Source organism: Vibrio sp. C8 (assembly GCF_054051265.1).
Genome location: NZ_JBPAOE010000002.1, coordinates 12,416 through 28,797 on the forward strand (window position 1 = coordinate 12,416; position 16,382 = coordinate 28,797).

18 protein-coding genes are annotated in these 16,382 nt (G+C 42.1%); 15 read left to right on the forward strand and 3 right to left on the reverse strand.

Annotated elements, in window-relative coordinates:
* The 11 genes from ACRQQK_RS00905 to ACRQQK_RS00955 all read left to right on the forward strand — a co-directional run bounded on the left by ACRQQK_RS00905 (position 1) and on the right by ACRQQK_RS00955 (position 6,388).
* Positions 1–792 (forward strand): hypothetical protein, encoded by a 792-nt coding sequence (locus ACRQQK_RS00905; RefSeq protein ID WP_457509496.1) that lies wholly within the window; start codon positions 1–3, stop codon positions 790–792.
* Positions 792–1,517 (forward strand): hypothetical protein, encoded by a 726-nt coding sequence (locus ACRQQK_RS00910; RefSeq protein ID WP_457509498.1) that lies wholly within the window; start codon positions 792–794, stop codon positions 1,515–1,517. The genes ACRQQK_RS00905 and ACRQQK_RS00910 overlap by 1 nt, the downstream gene beginning before the upstream one ends.
* A complete protein-coding gene (locus tag ACRQQK_RS00915) occupies positions 1,501–1,629 on the forward strand; it encodes a hypothetical protein (RefSeq protein ID WP_457509500.1) in 129 nt (42 codons plus the stop codon). The genes ACRQQK_RS00910 and ACRQQK_RS00915 overlap by 17 nt, the downstream gene beginning before the upstream one ends.
* A gap of 13 nt (positions 1,630–1,642) precedes the next feature.
* Positions 1,643–2,734: a hypothetical protein gene (locus tag ACRQQK_RS00920; protein ID WP_457509502.1), complete on the forward strand. Its 1,092-nt coding sequence runs from the start codon at positions 1,643–1,645 to the stop codon at positions 2,732–2,734.
* A gap of 20 nt (positions 2,735–2,754) precedes the next feature.
* On the forward strand, positions 2,755–3,024 hold the full coding sequence (locus ACRQQK_RS00925; protein WP_457509503.1) for a hypothetical protein: 270 nt from the start codon (positions 2,755–2,757) through the stop codon (positions 3,022–3,024).
* Between the two features lie 6 nt (positions 3,025–3,030).
* Complete coding sequence (locus ACRQQK_RS00930) at positions 3,031–3,360, forward strand: hypothetical protein (protein ID WP_457509505.1); 330 nt, start codon at positions 3,031–3,033, stop codon at positions 3,358–3,360.
* The gene (locus ACRQQK_RS00935; RefSeq protein WP_457509507.1) at positions 3,312–3,833 is read left to right on the forward strand and encodes a hypothetical protein; all 522 of its coding nucleotides are present in this window, start codon (positions 3,312–3,314) and stop codon (positions 3,831–3,833) included. The genes ACRQQK_RS00930 and ACRQQK_RS00935 overlap by 49 nt, the downstream gene beginning before the upstream one ends.
* The gene (locus tag ACRQQK_RS00940; RefSeq protein WP_457509509.1) at positions 3,833–4,558 is read left to right on the forward strand and encodes a hypothetical protein; all 726 of its coding nucleotides are present in this window, start codon (positions 3,833–3,835) and stop codon (positions 4,556–4,558) included. Before ACRQQK_RS00935 ends, ACRQQK_RS00940 begins: the two co-directional genes overlap by 1 nt.
* A 125-nt stretch (positions 4,559–4,683) precedes the next feature.
* Positions 4,684–5,769 (forward strand): hypothetical protein, encoded by a 1,086-nt coding sequence (locus ACRQQK_RS00945; protein WP_457509510.1) that lies wholly within the window; start codon positions 4,684–4,686, stop codon positions 5,767–5,769.
* Between the two features lie 30 nt (positions 5,770–5,799).
* Complete coding sequence (locus ACRQQK_RS00950) at positions 5,800–6,045, forward strand: hypothetical protein (RefSeq protein ID WP_457509512.1); 246 nt, start codon at positions 5,800–5,802, stop codon at positions 6,043–6,045.
* A 115-nt stretch (positions 6,046–6,160) separates the two neighbouring features.
* A complete protein-coding gene (locus ACRQQK_RS00955) occupies positions 6,161–6,388 on the forward strand; it encodes a hypothetical protein (RefSeq protein ID WP_457509514.1) in 228 nt (75 codons plus the stop codon).
* Between the two features lie 33 nt (positions 6,389–6,421).
* Here ACRQQK_RS00955 and ACRQQK_RS00960 read toward each other — a convergent pair whose 3' ends face one another.
* Both ACRQQK_RS00960 and ACRQQK_RS00965 read right to left on the reverse strand, forming a co-directional pair.
* Positions 6,422–7,522 carry a Gfo/Idh/MocA family protein gene (locus ACRQQK_RS00960; RefSeq protein ID WP_457509516.1) on the reverse strand — a complete coding sequence of 367 codons (1,101 nt, stop codon included), beginning with the start codon at positions 7,520–7,522 and terminating at the stop codon, positions 6,422–6,424.
* 449 nt (positions 7,523–7,971) lie between these two features.
* Positions 7,972–8,343 carry a rhodanese-like domain-containing protein gene (locus ACRQQK_RS00965; protein WP_457509518.1) on the reverse strand — a complete coding sequence of 124 codons (372 nt, stop codon included), beginning with the start codon at positions 8,341–8,343 and terminating at the stop codon, positions 7,972–7,974.
* 295 nt (positions 8,344–8,638) lie between these two features.
* On the opposite strand from ACRQQK_RS00965, the gene ACRQQK_RS00970 reads away from it, so the two are divergent.
* Positions 8,639–9,184 carry a type II secretion system protein gene (locus tag ACRQQK_RS00970; RefSeq protein ID WP_457509520.1) on the forward strand — a complete coding sequence of 182 codons (546 nt, stop codon included), beginning with the start codon at positions 8,639–8,641 and terminating at the stop codon, positions 9,182–9,184.
* Positions 9,185–9,281: 97 nt separating this feature from the next.
* On the opposite strand, the gene ACRQQK_RS00975 is transcribed toward ACRQQK_RS00970, so the two are convergent.
* Positions 9,282–9,938 (reverse strand): HAD family hydrolase, encoded by a 657-nt coding sequence (locus ACRQQK_RS00975; RefSeq protein ID WP_457509522.1) that lies wholly within the window; start codon positions 9,936–9,938, stop codon positions 9,282–9,284.
* A 218-nt stretch (positions 9,939–10,156) separates the two neighbouring features.
* On the opposite strand from ACRQQK_RS00975, the gene ACRQQK_RS00980 reads away from it, so the two are divergent.
* From ACRQQK_RS00980 to ACRQQK_RS00990, 3 genes are all read left to right on the forward strand, one after another.
* Positions 10,157–11,926: a SulP family inorganic anion transporter gene (locus tag ACRQQK_RS00980; RefSeq protein WP_457509524.1), complete on the forward strand. Its 1,770-nt coding sequence runs from the start codon at positions 10,157–10,159 to the stop codon at positions 11,924–11,926.
* A gap of 253 nt (positions 11,927–12,179) precedes the next feature.
* Positions 12,180–14,486 carry a hypothetical protein gene (locus ACRQQK_RS00985; protein WP_457509526.1) on the forward strand — a complete coding sequence of 769 codons (2,307 nt, stop codon included), beginning with the start codon at positions 12,180–12,182 and terminating at the stop codon, positions 14,484–14,486.
* Positions 14,487–14,489: 3 nt separating this feature from the next.
* Positions 14,490–16,220: a toxin-antitoxin system YwqK family antitoxin gene (locus ACRQQK_RS00990; RefSeq protein WP_457509528.1), complete on the forward strand. Its 1,731-nt coding sequence runs from the start codon at positions 14,490–14,492 to the stop codon at positions 16,218–16,220.
* Positions 16,221–16,382 lie beyond the last annotated feature (162 nt).

Genomic DNA, 16,382 nt, shown 5'->3' on the forward strand with positions numbered 1-16,382 from the left:
ATGGGAGGATTCGAAACATGGGAAAGCTACGATAAATTCAATGATTCGAGTCATACACCAATGGAACGACTCGGCTACGGCTTAAAAGGGCTGTCCACTGGATCACAGGCATTAGTTTTTGTTGCTCAATTCACATTAAATTTATTTAGTCGGTTAGGTGCTGGTAGTATTGGAGCTATTGTCGCCACTTGGATGCTGACCGCATTGATGGTTACGGGTATTGTTAATTTGATTGGCGTTATCATCATTAATGTCTTCAAACGCTCCGAACTTGAGAAATGGCTGCTTCAATCCACATGGGGTAGAGAATCGAAGCAATGGAAGCCTATTGAGGAATTAACGCTCTTAGAGCAAATTATTCATAAACCTCAAATTCAACTCAACTCAGTTCCTAACCGAAAACCGGACTCTGGCACTAACCAATGGCAATTGGAATTAACGCTCCCTGCATTTATTGAAGGGACAACTATCGGCCTACAAATTACTCGTAAGCCTAAAGATAAATCTTATAGCTATGGTCCTACTGAGGCTAAGCCAGCACTTATGATTAATGAGCAGAACGGCACATGGAGCCCAGCTAAAGAGGAAGGTAGTCCTATTATCTATCGATTAGATTTGGGCGGAACCACGGATGATACCATCACCGTCCTTGTCAGCATGCCGTTTAACTGGCAAGCGGATGAGGAGCAGCGACTTGGCTATGTGGCGTCAGGCAACAGCCAAGGCGACCTAACCATCGAGCCTGCACCGAAAGAATTTGCGACTCGTATTATTGAAGTGAGAATCGACTAATGAATAATAATCAAAGCGTAGAGTCTCTTAAGGAGAAACTTTATAACACTGAGATAGCATACTCTTGGGAGTCTAAAGGTTCTGGTTTAAAACACGAGAGTCTAGTGAATTGGTTGATACCGATGTTTGTGGGTTGTTCATTATTTGTTTTTTTTTGGTTTGTTCTCGATGAGCTAACAGTGGACTCAATTGCTTTTTGGGGACTTTTGGCTTTCATGATTATGATGATTTTGCTTTCAAGATACCTTTTTTCCCCGGATAAACATCGCTGTTATCACCTAACCTCAATGGGTATTCACTACATAGAGCAAGATATGATCCCAGAGGTGGCCTATAAAATTGTTCGCGGCTTTGCTTGGGGTGGCATTGTGGTATGTATTATTGCCGTCTTCTTACTTGGCCCGTTGGCACTAGTCGGTGCCGGAGCCTTTGCGTTAATGTCCTTTGGAATGACCAATTTTCAGCCAACTGTGGATAAGTACTGTGTGCTTATTGATGAGTGCACTGTCGTTTTTAATCTAATGGATGATGGTGTTGTTTCATTTGCGGTTCCTGAGAAAGATGCGCATGCCTACTCAGGCGATATTTTTACATCACTTGAGCAAAAAGAAGAGTTACTTACTCACTTACGGTCGATTTTCCCCAACATTGAGGTCGTCAAAATCAAAAGACTTAATGAGCAATACAAGCACCCTGTTTATCAGCAAGATGAAGCCGTGGAATGAATATATTCCTGAAGACGAGTGGGCGAAACCAAGCGAAGAGCTGTTAAAACAGAGAGCCAAAGCAGAAGCGCATTATGCGAAAGGTGGTAATTTGACAACGTTAAAACTGTAGTCATAGGCAAAGCATGAATAAGTCTTTATTTCCATTTGTGGCAGGGCAGCGAACTGATAAGTTATTTGGCTCTAGTCATGTGCTTAGCCCTCTGCCAGTAAAAACTCTGTTACCCAGAGCTAAACAGTGTGATCAGTTAATTAAAAAAAACGAACACTATATTGATTTGGGTGGCGCGGGTGGGATGATTTTGCAAACTCAAATGATGTGGATATATTTCTTAATCGGTTTTTTCTCGTTCGTTTGGTTCTATATTGCTTTTGATGGCTTTAGTGGTATGTACATGAGAGCGTATAAAGAAGTTTTTATAAATGGAGAATGGCAAAAACAATTTTCTACCTATGATTTTTGCTTTTCTGTTATGGTAACATTTACACCTTTGAGTGCGATGCTGTTTATTGACTATAAAGTCGCGGCTTCTGCCAGAGCTATGCTCTCTCAAACGATTCCCTGCCGTTTTCATCGTCAGCGCCGTGAAGTGCTGTTTTCACGCTGGAATAAAGAGCTTAAAAAAATAGAAACCCGCGCTGTACCTTGGGAAAAGGTGTGCGTAATGGTAGGCCAAGGTGTATCCGCCACAACCGGTGGTGTCGTTTCCTCCGCTTCGCTGGTGATAGCGGTTAATGATGAAGAAAACTACGGTAACTTCTGGTCAGCTCTGCGGATAGGGGCTATTGACAAATTTCATGCTGCCTCCATATGGGAGATGATTCGTACCTTTATGGAACAAGGCGCTGACGCCATTGGTGAGCCCGCCCCACTGACGTTAGGCGGTGTTATTGAACAGCACTGTCAGGCTCACAAGATTAAACGGGAAGAGTTTAGTAATGCGACCAAACTCTGGTGGTATATCAACGGCACCATGCTGGGCATTTGGCGAGTGAACTATGAAATGCGCAAACTCAATCAACGCACCGAAGCCTTTACTGAGGTAGAAGAGTGGAGTAAACCACTGCCAGAAAGTGAATGGCAACAGCCGAGTGCGCAGCTTAATCATGTGAACGACATGCTTGCACGCAATGAATATGCTCAAGGACATACTATTCTATCGATTGGCGATGCTTGCGATCGATATATGCAATCAGAAGAAATGAAAACCGCTTAGGGCATGATATTAGGTAGAGTATGAATAAGTCTTTATTTCCATTTGTGGCTGGACAGCGGACCGATAAATTATTTGGTTCTAGCCATGTGCTTAGCCCTCTGCCGATAAAAACCCTGTTACCCAGAGCCAAACAGTGTGATCAGCTAATTAAAAAAAACGATCACTATATTGATCTGGGTGGTGCGGGTGGAATGATTCTGCAAACCCAAATGATGTGGATTGCTTTCCTAATCGGTTTGTTTTCATTCGCTTGGTTCTATAGTACTTTTGGCGGCTTCTATGGGGTTTAGATGTAAATGGGAGGATTCGAAACATGGGAAAGCTACGATAAATTCAATGATTCGAGTCATGCACCAATGGAACGACTCGGCTACGGCTTAAAAGGGCTGTCCACTGGATCACAGGCATTAGTTTTTGTTGCTCAATTCACATTAAATTTATTTAGTCGGTTAGGTGCTGGTAGTATTGGAGCTATTGTCGCCACTTGGATGCTGACCGCGTTGATGGTTACGGGTATTGTTTATCTGATTGGCGTTATCATCATTAATGTATTTAACGCTCCGAACTTGAGAAATGGTTGCTTCAATCTACATGGGGTAAGGAGCCGGAAAATTGGGACGCCATAGAGGAGTTAACTCGTTTAGAGCGAATTATTCATAAACCTCAAGTTCAACTCAACTCAGTTCCTAACCGAAAACCTTCCCAATGGATGGACTCTGGCACTAACCAATGGCAATTGGAGCTGGAGCTGCCAGCTTTCATAATCGGTCAATCAGTCGGCTTACAAATTACTCGTAAACCCAAAGCTAATGCCTATAGCTACAGCACTATTAAGGAAAAGCCAGCGGTGATGTTAAATGAGCAGAATGGTACTTGGAGCCAAGATAATGAAAAGGGTGGTTCTGTCATCTATCGACTTAATTTAGGAGGAACTACGGAGGATACCATTGCTGTACTCGTCACTATGCCCTTTAACTGGCAAGCATCGAAACTAGAACAGTTAGGTTATGTGGCATCAGGTAGCCGTCAGGGTGACTTATTTGTGTCACCTGCACCAAAAGAATTCGCGACTCGTGTTATGGAAGTGAGATTAGATTAATGGATAGTGAAAATAGTACAGACTTCCTTAAAGAGCAACTTTATACTTCTAAAACAAACTACTATTGGGAGCACATTGGTCCCGATGGGAATTATTCTCCAATTATTCGATGGTTGTTAGCTCTATTTATTGGCTTATTTTTACCAATATTTTTAGTGATGGTTAGCATTACCGCCATGTGGAGTGCCGGATTTTGGTTTTGTTTTGTTTTGGCAACAATGGGGGTTTTGATAACAAGATATTTATTTATTCCCGATAAACATCGCTGCTATTACTTAACTGCACTGGGTATTCACTACACAGAGCAAGATATGATCCCAGAGGTGGCCTATAAAATTGCTCGCGGCTTTGCGTGGGTTGGAATTGTGGTGTGTATTATTGCTGTTGTTGTCCTTGGTCCGTTGGCATTTGTCGGAGCCGGAGCCTTTGCGCTAATGTCTTTTGGAATGACTAACTTTCAACCAACCATTGATAAGTGCTGTCTGTTTATCGATGAGCGTAGTGTCGTCTTTAATTTAATCAACGATAACGTGCTTTCTTTTACTATTCCTGAAAAAGGTCAAATGCAATACAAGGGATTGATATTCACATCGACTCTCAAAGAAAAACAAGCGTTGTTAAATCATTTGCACTCACTCTTCCATGAGCTTGAGGTTATCAAAATCAAAAGACTTAATGAGCAATACAAGCACCCGATTTATCAGCAAGATGAAGCGGTGGAATGAATATATTCCAGAAGATGAGTGGGCGAAACCAAGCGAAGAGCTGTTAAGACAAAGAGCCAAAGCAGAAGCGCATTATGCTAAAGGTGGTAATTTGACAACGTTAAAGCTGTAGTCATAGGCAGAGCATGAATAAGTCTTTATTTCCATTTGTGGCCGGGCAGCGAACCGATAAATTAATTGGCTCTAGCCATGTGCTTAGCCCTCTGCCAGTAAAAACTCTGTTACCCAGAGCCAAACAGTGCGATCAGTTGATCAAAAAAAACGAACACTATATTGATTTGGGCGGGCGGGATGATTCTGCAAACCCAAATGATGTGGATATATTTCTTAATCGGTTTTTCTCGTTCGTTTGGTTCTATATTGCTTTTGATGGTTTTTACGGTATTTACATAGGTTCTTACAAAGAAGTATTGATTAACGGAGAATGGCAACAACAATTTGATACATTTGATTTTTGGCGTACTCTTTTAGGAACATTTACACCTTTGAGTGCGATGCTGTTTATTGACTATAAAGTCGCGGCTTCTGCCAGAGCTATGCTCTCTCAAACGATTCCCTGCCGTTTTCATCGTCAGCGCCGTGAAGTGCTGTTTTCACGCTGGAATAAAGACCTTAAAAAAATAGAAACCCGCGCTGTACCTTGGGAAAAGGTGTGCGTAATGGTAGGCCAAGGTGTATCCGCCACAACCGGTGGTGTCGTTTCCTCCGCTTCGCTGGTGATAGCGGTTAATGATGAAGAAAACTACGGTAACTTCTGGTCAGCTCTGCGGATAGGGGCGATAGATAAATTTCATGCTGCCTCTATATGGGAGATGATTCGTACCTTTATGGAAGACGGCGCTGACGCCATTGGTGAACCCGCCCCACTGACGTTAGGCGGTGTTATTGAACAGCACTGTCAGGCTCACAAGATTAAACGGGAAGAGTTTAGTAATGCGACCAAACTCTGGTGGTATATCAACGGCACCATGCTGGGCATTTGGCGAGTGAACTATGAAATGCGCAAACTCAATCAACGCACCGAAGCCTTTACTGAGGTAGAAGAGTGGAGTAAACCACTACCAGAAAGTGAGTGGCAACAACCGAGTGTGCAGCTTAACCATGTGAACGATATGCTAGCCGGTAATGAATACGCTCAAGGGCATACCATCTTATCGATTGGCGATGCTTGCGATCGATATATGCAATCAGAAGAAATGAAAACGGCTTAGGGCATGTTATTGGCAAAATATAGATAGAGTATGAATAAGTCTTTATTTCCATTTGTGGCTGGACAGCGAACTGATAAGTTATTTGGTTCTAGTCATGTACTCAGCCCTCTGCCAGTAAAAACCTTGTTACCTAAAGCCAAACAGTGCGATCAGTTGATCAAAAAAAACGAGCACTATATTGATTTGGGCGGGCGGGATGATTTTGCAAACCCAAATGATGTAGATATATTTCTTAATCGGTTTTTTCTCGTTCGTTTGGTTCTATATTGCTTTTGATGGTTTTTACGGTATTTACATAGGTTCTTACAAAGAAGTATTGATTAACGGAGAATGGCAACAGCAATTTGATTTTGGGCTTACTCTTTATGGGACACTAGCCCTGTTATGCGCCATGCTCTCCCAAACTATTCCCTGCCGTTTTCATCGTCAGCGCCGTGAAGTGCTGTTTTCACGCTGGAATAAAGACCTTAAAAAAACAGAAACCCGCGCTGTACCCTGGGAAGAGGTCTGCGTGATGGGGGTGAAAGCGTGTCAAAGCACTCAGACACCTTGCCATATTCTTAAGGAACCAATGAGCTGGTCGGAAGGTATCGGACAGTTTACTGCGGTTGCAAAATAGGGGGGGGGTGGTGGATCGGCAACATAGATAAAGCTAGTGAACACCACGCAAGCTCTGCTGCAACAATAGGAGACTTTCCACTTCTTCAATTCTGCGTTGTGTGATGGCCTTGAACGAATCACCAGCCAAATCCTGATTTAAAACAACATCTCTCACACAATGCAGATACAAAGTCCCTTTATGTTGCCACTGAAAATTTTGCTGCTGGTTAAGTAATATGACGACATCATCATCACCACTGCGATCCATACTGATCACGCGTCCATCATCGAGATAAAGGTTAAAGCCCTTTTGACCACCTACAGGTCCCGCATACTTATTGAGTTCTAAGCTAATTGGGATAGGACCGCAAAATCCGGATAGGCTCGCATGACCTTCCGCGGTGGTCACATCACCAACAGCAATTGGTTGGCTTAATCGATCTTCAGCCAAATCGACTTGTAGGCTAAGTGGTGCATCCTTCATACCAAATCCTGCGAGCAACTCCCTTATCATGGCGAGAACGTGTGTACCGATGTCCAAGATCACGCCGTCTGGGTGCTGAAACTGGCGTCTATCGATTTCCCCAGTGCTAAAATTAAGTGCGACGGGCTCACCTTGGTCGTTAAAGCCATTTTTTTCCAGTAAAAAAGCCTCGATTTTCGTAATTTGAGCCAGATTTATCGGCTGTATCGAGTCATCAATAGGCTGCAATGGCCTCCAATTCAGCGTCGAATTCTTACTATTAGCTACACCAGAGGTGAAAAGACGTTGTACTCCATCGCGGCACATCCAATGATCTAATGCTAGTAGACGCTTAGCATGTTTGGAGTAATTGAGTACAAGCTTGAGCTCTGCCACTTGCGCTAAACTTGTCACGACTGGCTTCTCCACTATGATACGGGGACAATCAGACTCAGACAGACAGGTTTTGATCATGTCTAAATGCAGTTCAGGTGGGGTTAATATCAGCACAGTGTCTAATGACTGTGCTAACAGATCTTCCAAACTCTCACAGTGAATCATGCCTTTGAATTTACGCGCTGGATCAGGGTCAAACCCATATAAGGTCAAATCAGAAGGTTGTAACTGCTGAAGTGCCGGAGAATAAGCAACTTCAAAAATACCACCTAAACCTATCACGCCCACTTTCATCCTTCCTCCTTCATTACAAGACAAATGTTACTGTAAGTCATCAGATATTAAGAAGGCATGTTCGCCTTCTTTCATCTTGTTTTATTTTGACTTGCATTAGATGCTCACTCACAGTGAATCTAAAGAATGATTAAGGGTTTATCGCATTACAATAGTAGTTGGGCAATTATAAAAATTAATTATTATCTGTTTTGTTGCGCAAGCTCAGAAAGAGGCAGTATTTAGTTAGTCTGTGCGGAAAGACTAAAGATGCTAAGTGGTACTAATAATGTCTATTCGGTTTAAATTACTCACCAATGTATGCATAGCAAACGCAGCCCCACAAAATGAATTTTTAGCAGCCGGCGTATTCAGTTTGTCGCTGTCACTGCACACACAAATTACCAATGTTCCATGAGGTATTATGGTCTTCTTTGACGTTGCAGTGAATCAGCTTTCTAGATAGATAATCAGTTCAATGGTGCTTGGTTCAGTTGTGCATCTTGCATTTCTGATAAGCCACCACCGTTGTGAACATTGATGAAGCCTTGTTTGACAAGCGATTGCATCGCCATGCCCGAACGGTTTCCACTGCGGCAGTAAACGACAATAGAACGATCTTTGGCGATATCTGCAAAACCAGTTTCAACCGTGTTGAGTGGAATATTAATCGCGTTATCGAGGTGGCCTTGAGCGAATTCTTCTGGGGTTCTAACATCTACAACCAGTGCGCCGCTTTCAATGAGTGCCCATGCGGCATCGGCTCGCTGTGATGCCAAAGCTGAACCTGCTGGCAACGCCATTGCGCCACCTAAAAGTAAACTTAATAGCTTTTTCCACATAACCTTACATCTCCTTGGTGGATATCCTACTGAACTCATTATGAACGCAATTTTCCAAGTTCGACAATAAAAACCTGAAGTGTCCACTTCGCAGCTTTTCATTAATTAGTAATCGATATGTTTGTAAGAATTATCAGAAATAAACTCATTTTTGATGGCTTCACATTAACCTGACGGTGAAGAATGCTAGTGTGTCAATCTGCCTATGCCTGCGTTGACTAAGCCTAAAAATCTAATGAGTTTCAACAACGTTGAGCATTAAATAACTCTTACTAATGATATGAAATAAAAGCACATGGCTGAGGTTGAAAAAAGAAGAAAACATAGTGGTTTTACCTTAATAGAACTTATCGTCGTTATTGTTATTCTAGGATTATTAGCTGTTACAGCCGCCCCTAAATACTTTGGGTTAAGTTCATCTGCTAAAGCAAAAGTGTTGCAGGGTGCACAAGGTAGAATCCACTCGTTAAATGAAATGGTTCATGCAAAAGCTATCATCGACAATGTCGGAGATCTGTCTGGGAATGTTTTGATTGAAACGAATCTAGGACAAATCAATTTGTATAATGGTTACCTTGAATCTCACCAATATAATAATGAGAGCGGAAGCCGTATCGATATTTTTAATATGATAGGTCTTGAAGAAGGAGGCTTGCTTCATATTGGCGATGAAGCCGGGGAAGATGGTGTGGAATGGGGATGTACTCATCGTAGAGCCGGCTTTGGGGTGTTGGGAACAGCAGGTTCGAACGATACTGGTGACGCTTGTTATGTTGAATATGGAGAAGCCTGTAGCCTTGGCGAGTCTTATTCAGTAACAGTCAACAGCCTTGGGTGTTGATCCTTGAATATAGACTTGAGAGATGATTGAAGAGCACCAACAGAACGGCTTAGCCGCTCTATTGGTTTTATTTTCTGACTTCTACAGAAATGAATACTTAGCTTGCCGCTTTTAATTCGCTTAATACATCGTGCATTGAGTTGCGAATGTATGGACCGAGTGCCAGTACATCGTCACAAGGTTTAACTAAGTCAGGGATTTGATAAGTTATCATGTTCGCAGCCATTGCAGATTTCACTCCGTTGTTTGAATCTTCAAAGGCAAGGCAATGCTCAGGGGCGATATTCAAGCGCTCAGCAGCGAGAAGATAAATCTCTGGGTCTGGTTTACCGTTTTTCACTTCACAGCCTGTAGCGTAGGTATCGAAATACTGGTCAAGCTCAGCCAAACGCAGTTTTACGGTGGCAACGTCGCGTTGAGTGGAAGTGGCGACTGCGGTAGGAATATTGTTTTCTTTCAGCCATTGCAGAAGTTCAACAACCCCTTCTTTGACAGGAATAGCTTGGTGCTTCACAACTGCGTCGTAGCGCTTACGCCATTCTTGATGCAGTACTGGGTAATCTAAATCAGGGCCGTAACCTTCACGTAAGGTTTGTTCTATTCCCGCCGCGTTTTTGCCAATTACAGAAAGGTAAATCTCTCGGTGGAAAGGTATGCCTACTGCGTAGCAGGCTTGTTCGAAGATTTCTAAACAGACTTGCTCGGTATTCAGCAATAGTCCGTCCATATCAAAAATAGCAGCTTTGAATTTCATTATTACAACTTTGAGCTGGTGTGCGGAAGCTCGTTATTCTCCCATATTCTGACTTTGAAGTGAGAATTTTTTTATCGCCTTGAAAGAGTCTGCTTATCTTCGCTTATGTAACGCGTTTGGCAGAGAGAGATTTTTCGCCTTAGGTTATCCTTACGCCCCATTTTTGGGAACTACTTCAAACAACATACCGGCTTTAGCCGTCTTGGAAGGTAAAATCGTTGAAATCTGCATCAATTCAGCAATGGGTGCCAGGGTTGCACCAGCTCAAAAATTATGACCGTTCGTGGCTAAAGGATGATGTCCGTGCGGCTATCTCTGTTGTTGCAGTTGCGTTACCTGTGGCTATTGCCTATGCCCAGTTAACAGGTGTGTCAGCTATTGTGGGGTTGTACTCCTGCATCCTTCCAATGATTGTCTATGCGTTGTTTGGTACTTCACGCCAATTGATAGTTGGTCCTGATGCCGCTACTTGTGCGGTAGTGGCTGCGGTTGTTACACCATTGGCTGGTGGTGATCCTATTCGTCATATGGAATTGGTGACGGTCATGACGTTGATGACGGGGGGATGGTGTATCTTAGCTAGCCGATTCAAGCTGGGGATTTTGGCGGATTTCTTATCTCGTCCAATATTAATTGGCTTATTAAATGGCGTTGCATTGACTATTATTTTTGGCCAGTTGGTGAAGTTTATCGGGATTAAAAATTCAGAGGAATTCTTACTACAGAATGTGATTGATACGCCTTGGATTATCTTCGATGTGCATTGGCAGACAGTTGCAATAAGTGTTGTGACTGCGGTGATTTATTTTGGCTTCAAGAAGTTTCAGCCTAGCTCTCCTGCTGCAATGATCTCAATTTGTGTTGCGAGTTTATTGGTGTGGTTTTTCCAACTGGATGAACAGGGTGTCAAAGTTATTGGTTCTATCCAAGGTGGATTGCCAACGCTCCACGTTCCAAATATAGAAGTGACAACGTTACGTGAGCTGGTGATGCCAGCGCTGAACTTAGCTATGGTGAGCTTTGTCAGTATGATGCTTACCGCTCGTAGCTTTGCGGCCAAGAATGGTTATGAAATCGATGCAGACAAAGAGTTTCAGGCATTGGGTTTTGCGAACTTGGCTTCTGCGTTCTCTCAAGGCTTTGCAATCAGCGGAGCGGATTCTCGTACTGCAGTGAATGATGCAAACGGCGGTAAAAGTCAGATGGTTTCAATCATTGCTGCGCTGTTAGTCGCAATTATTGCTATCTTCGTTTACGAGCCTTTACGCTATATTCCAATTGCGGCGTTGGGTGTCGTGTTAATCATTGCTGCCACATCATTGGTCGATTTATCGGGAATTTGGCAAATGAGGGTTCGCAATAAAGATGCATTTTACTTAGCGATGATTACTTTCGTTGGTGTATTGGTGATTGGTGTTATTCCGGGAATTACCATGGCTGTGTTGTTAGGTTTAGTGCAGTTCCTGCGAGTGATCATGCGCCCAACCGATGAACTTCTGGGTTTGGATAAAGAAGGGACAGTGCGAGCTTTAGATAGCTCAGACAAAGCTTCTCCTATTCCGGGTTTAACGATCTATCGCTTCAACTCTCCACTCACTTATTTCAACTCGCCTTACTTTAAGCGTCGAGTTCTGGACCATTCAGAAGCCGCTGCCCCCGACGAGAAGTGTTTCATCATCGACGCAGTTTCATGTTTTACCCACTTCGATTTAAGCGTTATGGCGACGCTTGCTGATGTACACAAAATTCTTAAAAGCCGAGGTATCCGATTGGTTGTTGCTGGGCGCAAACCGAGTATGCGTAAGTGGTGCGAGTTAAGTGGTATTCCCGTCGGTGACGGAGGCTTAGTATTGAGGGCTGATATGTTCGTGGCGATTAAACTGAGCGGATGCTATTTCAATGCAGTTGGGGAAGGGCATATCCCTGAAATTCAGAAAGAACCTGAAAGCTCAGTCGAAGATATTCGCGTCTCTCCTAGCGTTGCGTAAAAAGGTTCCAAGTTAAGTTGCCTCCCACCTTAAATTCTTAGTTTTAATGGTCGTTAGTCGAGTAAGTTTTGCCCGATTAGGATAAAAGTTGCTCGACTAACGACCTTTTTTTGTAATATTCTTAATTGATTGAAAATATTGAATAAATTTCTTAGTGCGAACTTTGGTTGTCGTATAGCACAACCAATAATAAGCCACGTAATCAATGAGAGATTATTGGTTAGTTTCGCCACTCAATTAAGGTAATCATTGGATGATAAATCGAATTAAATTCGCGGTGTTTTTTTGTTCATTAATCTTTTTATCGGGATGTGTGAAAGATGAATTCGTCACATATAAACCAAAACTGGGCGATGAAAAAACGTATCAAATAGAGTTAACGAAGCACCTGGTCTATGAAGGCAGCGATTTACAGGAAAATCCTGTTTTATCTGAACAATTCAACCAAACTCGGTTTAAGGTCAACGTGATTCAACCAGAAGCTATAAGTCTTGAGCAGCGGTATGAATATTTTTCTCTCGAAGGTATTGATGGCTCTTTCAATAGTGTGAGTGATGACGTTTCGAATCGATACAAAGATATTCGCCAGCTGCTGTTAGAAGGCTTTAATTTGTCAATGGATAGGTCATCAACGAAACTTTCTACTTACTCAGCAAATAATAAAGATCTATGGAATAAGGTGAAAGACGCTGAGCAGGAAGATCGAGTACAAGTGTTGGATGTCATGAAATTTGTACCCATGATAACGGAAAGTATACCGGCGAAGGTAGGGGCTCACGTATCGTTAAACGATTTTTGGGGACAGCCAGCGACATTAAAAGTGGAACAGATTGATGAACAAGCGATAACGGCAACTATTGAGGCTCTTTCTGAAGACAAACAAACAGGTGTTGCGGCTAAGCTCATCATTGACCGTCAACATGGTTGGATTCAGAGCTTATCAATGACATCGAAGTTACCTGCTCATCTACCTGATTTGTACAACCCAACTTATGTTTTAACACATGCACAAATAGCGGTTTCAGGATTATCACTACAAGACATCCCTTATTTAGATAGTGTTTTTCAGGAGTCATCTCAGAATATCGTGTCGGAACCTAAATTTGACGAATATGAAGTCGATCACATAGAACCGGCGGGTGATTTGGTGGAAAATGCCAAAGGGGCCTTTTATTTTGATAAAGATGGGTTGAGGTTGGTTTATCCATCAGTCGTTGATGGAGGTGGTAACTATTACAGCTATAGTTTGGATAAACTTTATGCGTTGGACAAAAACGGCCAGCAAGACGAGCAAAAATTTTGGTTAGAAGGTTATGACAAAGAGTGGCGGTCTTGGCAATCTGATGGAATTGTTTCTATGGACTTTTCTGCCTTGCCTTTAGGTTGGGATTCCCAAAAGAAATTAGATGATTTTTATGCGTTTGAAGGGGAAGTATCCATTACGCACCACCAAAGACTAGAAGAGGAGGTGGAGTGGGTTTCGGGTCAGGATCGAGTATTGAATGTGCTGGGGATTAATGTTCGAGTTTTTCCTTTGCCAGATATGTCTGAGCACTACTTGATAGTGGCTAAACACAACAAAGATAGCCGACTTGAACCGTATATTGTAGATATAGGAACTACCACGAAAAATGCTTATGTGAATTCATTGGACCGAGTACGTTCTTTAATCTCAAACGAACAGTTTGACTCTTTAGATTTTAGTGAGGATTGGAATCACGATTATTCTGTCTTCGAAGTGATATTTTCTCAGAAACCCAACAAAGTACAGTTTTATATTGACTATACCGACCCAGCTAAGAGCATCACGCAGGTAGTCGAATTTGTGGATCTTATTTCTTATTTGAAAGATACAAACAATCCATCATTTCTGGAATCGGCCAACGATAAAAACGAACTCCCGAAGAACGAAAAACCTTTTTTGATTGAATCTGCACACCCAGTCGTTTCGGATGCATACGGGTTAAGGTTCACCCTTCCTCAAAACTGGCAACAAGGCTGCGTGTTGGAGGTTGTAAAAGGATTTTCAGTTAATAAACACCCAGTCGTGTGGCTCCGTGATAAGAGTGATCAGGGCGAATTTTTCCTATCAACGGAAGATGGTATACGTCGAAACTTTTATAACAGAGAAGTGACTTCAGAACTGATTTGCAATTCTCGACCAGAAGAAACGTATTTCACTCCTCAAATTGTATCTAACAAACCTTGGTTGATTGACGTTGATTCATTAAATGAACTTGACCCCAACGTTGATGTTCTATCTATGACGATTGAAACGTTTGTACAACGTTTCAAGTTTTATAATCGTGTCCAAAGTACTTTAGTTGTCTTAAATGCGCAGAATGAGTTTACAGGGTTTGAAAGTTTCAGTAGTGCTGGTCCTCCATATAGATATAGGGTAAACCCATCAAGTCAGGAGCCGTTGAGTAGTGTCTTAACGGACGAGGGATACCTTATGGTATCAGGTGTTGTTACTTCAGGAAAAATGACTTATTTGCAACCATTTCGGTTCCAGCAGCAATGGCATCACTCATTTCCAGCTTTTCCTTCGGAGCAATAAGCTATGCGTTTAATATCGTTAATTATTTTTGCTCTTAGTTTTAGTCCTTTTGCCTACAGCAAGGTTGTTTGGCTTGATGAACAATGGAAGGAAACAAGTAAAGATGGGGCTTCATTTTATATTGAGGTTCCCTTGGCGAGAGATGGGAAGGCTTGGATCGCGGAGGTTTACTACAAGGAAAATGGTCAACTACGTTTCAAAACGAATATTACAAAGGATTCTATATTTGATCCGGAATCAAAAGTTATAGGTGACCACTATTACTATTTTAAAAATGGGGATATTCAGTCGAAAGGTTCACTTGATGAGAGTGGGCAGGGGAATGGAGAAGTAATTAGTTATTTTGAGAATACCCCAAATAAAATAAGCTCTATCACCTATTTTAGAAATGGTGTGAAACATGGACGAGAGCAGAATTTTTATAGAGAAGGCGGACTTTCCAAAGAAAGTGAGTATCGAAACGGAAAGCTACATGGATTACAAAAGTACTATTCCCCCAAAGGTGTACTTTATACAGAAAGTACCTACGAAAATGGTCTTTTACATGGTCCACAAAAAATTTGGAGTGAAGAAGATAGCACTCTGATATTAGTTGAGCATTACCAATCTGGTAAAAAGCATGGTGAACAAATAAGCTATTTCGCTGACGGGATGATTCAAGAGAGCGAGTTCTATTCTCAGGGTACGCTTATAGGAGTTCGAGAATCATATTATTCAGACGGTAGATTGAAAGAACGTGAACGCTTTGATGAAAACGGTCGCCGAATGGAAAGAACTAATTTCTATGATCGTAGTGCTGAACGACTCGAGCAGATATGGAGTTATACGGATAGAGGTATTACGGAAGATAAGAGGCTTTACCAAAATGAGCAACTTCTACGTCACGAACGCATGTTTACGGGAAAAAGAGCTCCTTTAGGACAAGTAATTAAAGAAGAATTTGATCCCCAAGGTACGCTAATTGCTCGCAAAGAAACTCGTAATGGCAAGCTATATGGTGAGCATGTCTGGTATGAAAAGAGTAGTATTAAGTACCGAATTTTGAATACAAGTTATTATGTTGATGGTTTACAGCACGGAAGGTATCTAAGTAAGGCTCAAGATGGAAGTATCTTAGAACAGGGACAATATTCTATGGGTAAAAAGGTTGGACCTTGGCTTTATAGATCTCCTGTTAGTGAACGCACGGTTATTTATGATAAGAATGGTAAGAAGCACGGCGAAGAGCGAGAGAAGGCTTTGGATGGTACAATCATCAGTCAAGCAACTTATCATCATGGACAGTTAGACGGGTTATATGAGCGGTATGATAATGACCGAACACTGCTTGAATCTGGCATTTATAAATTGGGTGTGAAAAATGGCCAATGGTTGGAGGATGAGGGATCTGGGTACGGCAATTATTACGCGTCTAAAGGGGAATATCGGCAAGGTAATCGAGTAGGTTTGTGGATTTCAACAACTAAGAGCGGATATGAAATTGACCGAAGTAACTATAATGATAAAGGTCAATTGCATGGGTTTCGCTACCATATGGAGCGCAACGGTAGTGGAGCATTAACGAAAGTAGAGCACTATATGAATGGCCTAACCGTGGGGAAGCAGTTCCAATATCGTAATGGTAAACCAGAAAAAGTGACGCTCTATGATGAAAATGGACAGAAGCAGAAAGTAATATTTCAGGATCCTGAAGTGAAGGAAGTTTTTGATCTCGAATCTTTACTATTTCATTAATGCAAGTTTTACCTAAAGAGGTTGCTGACTTACTTCTGTGCTGTCTCTGATTAGCAGTTTGCAGTGCTAGCTATAAGAGAATCCATGTTTCGATACGAAAATAATATTGCTTTGTAAGCCTGTCTCTATGACAGGCTTTTCTATTGCATTTTTATTTCAATG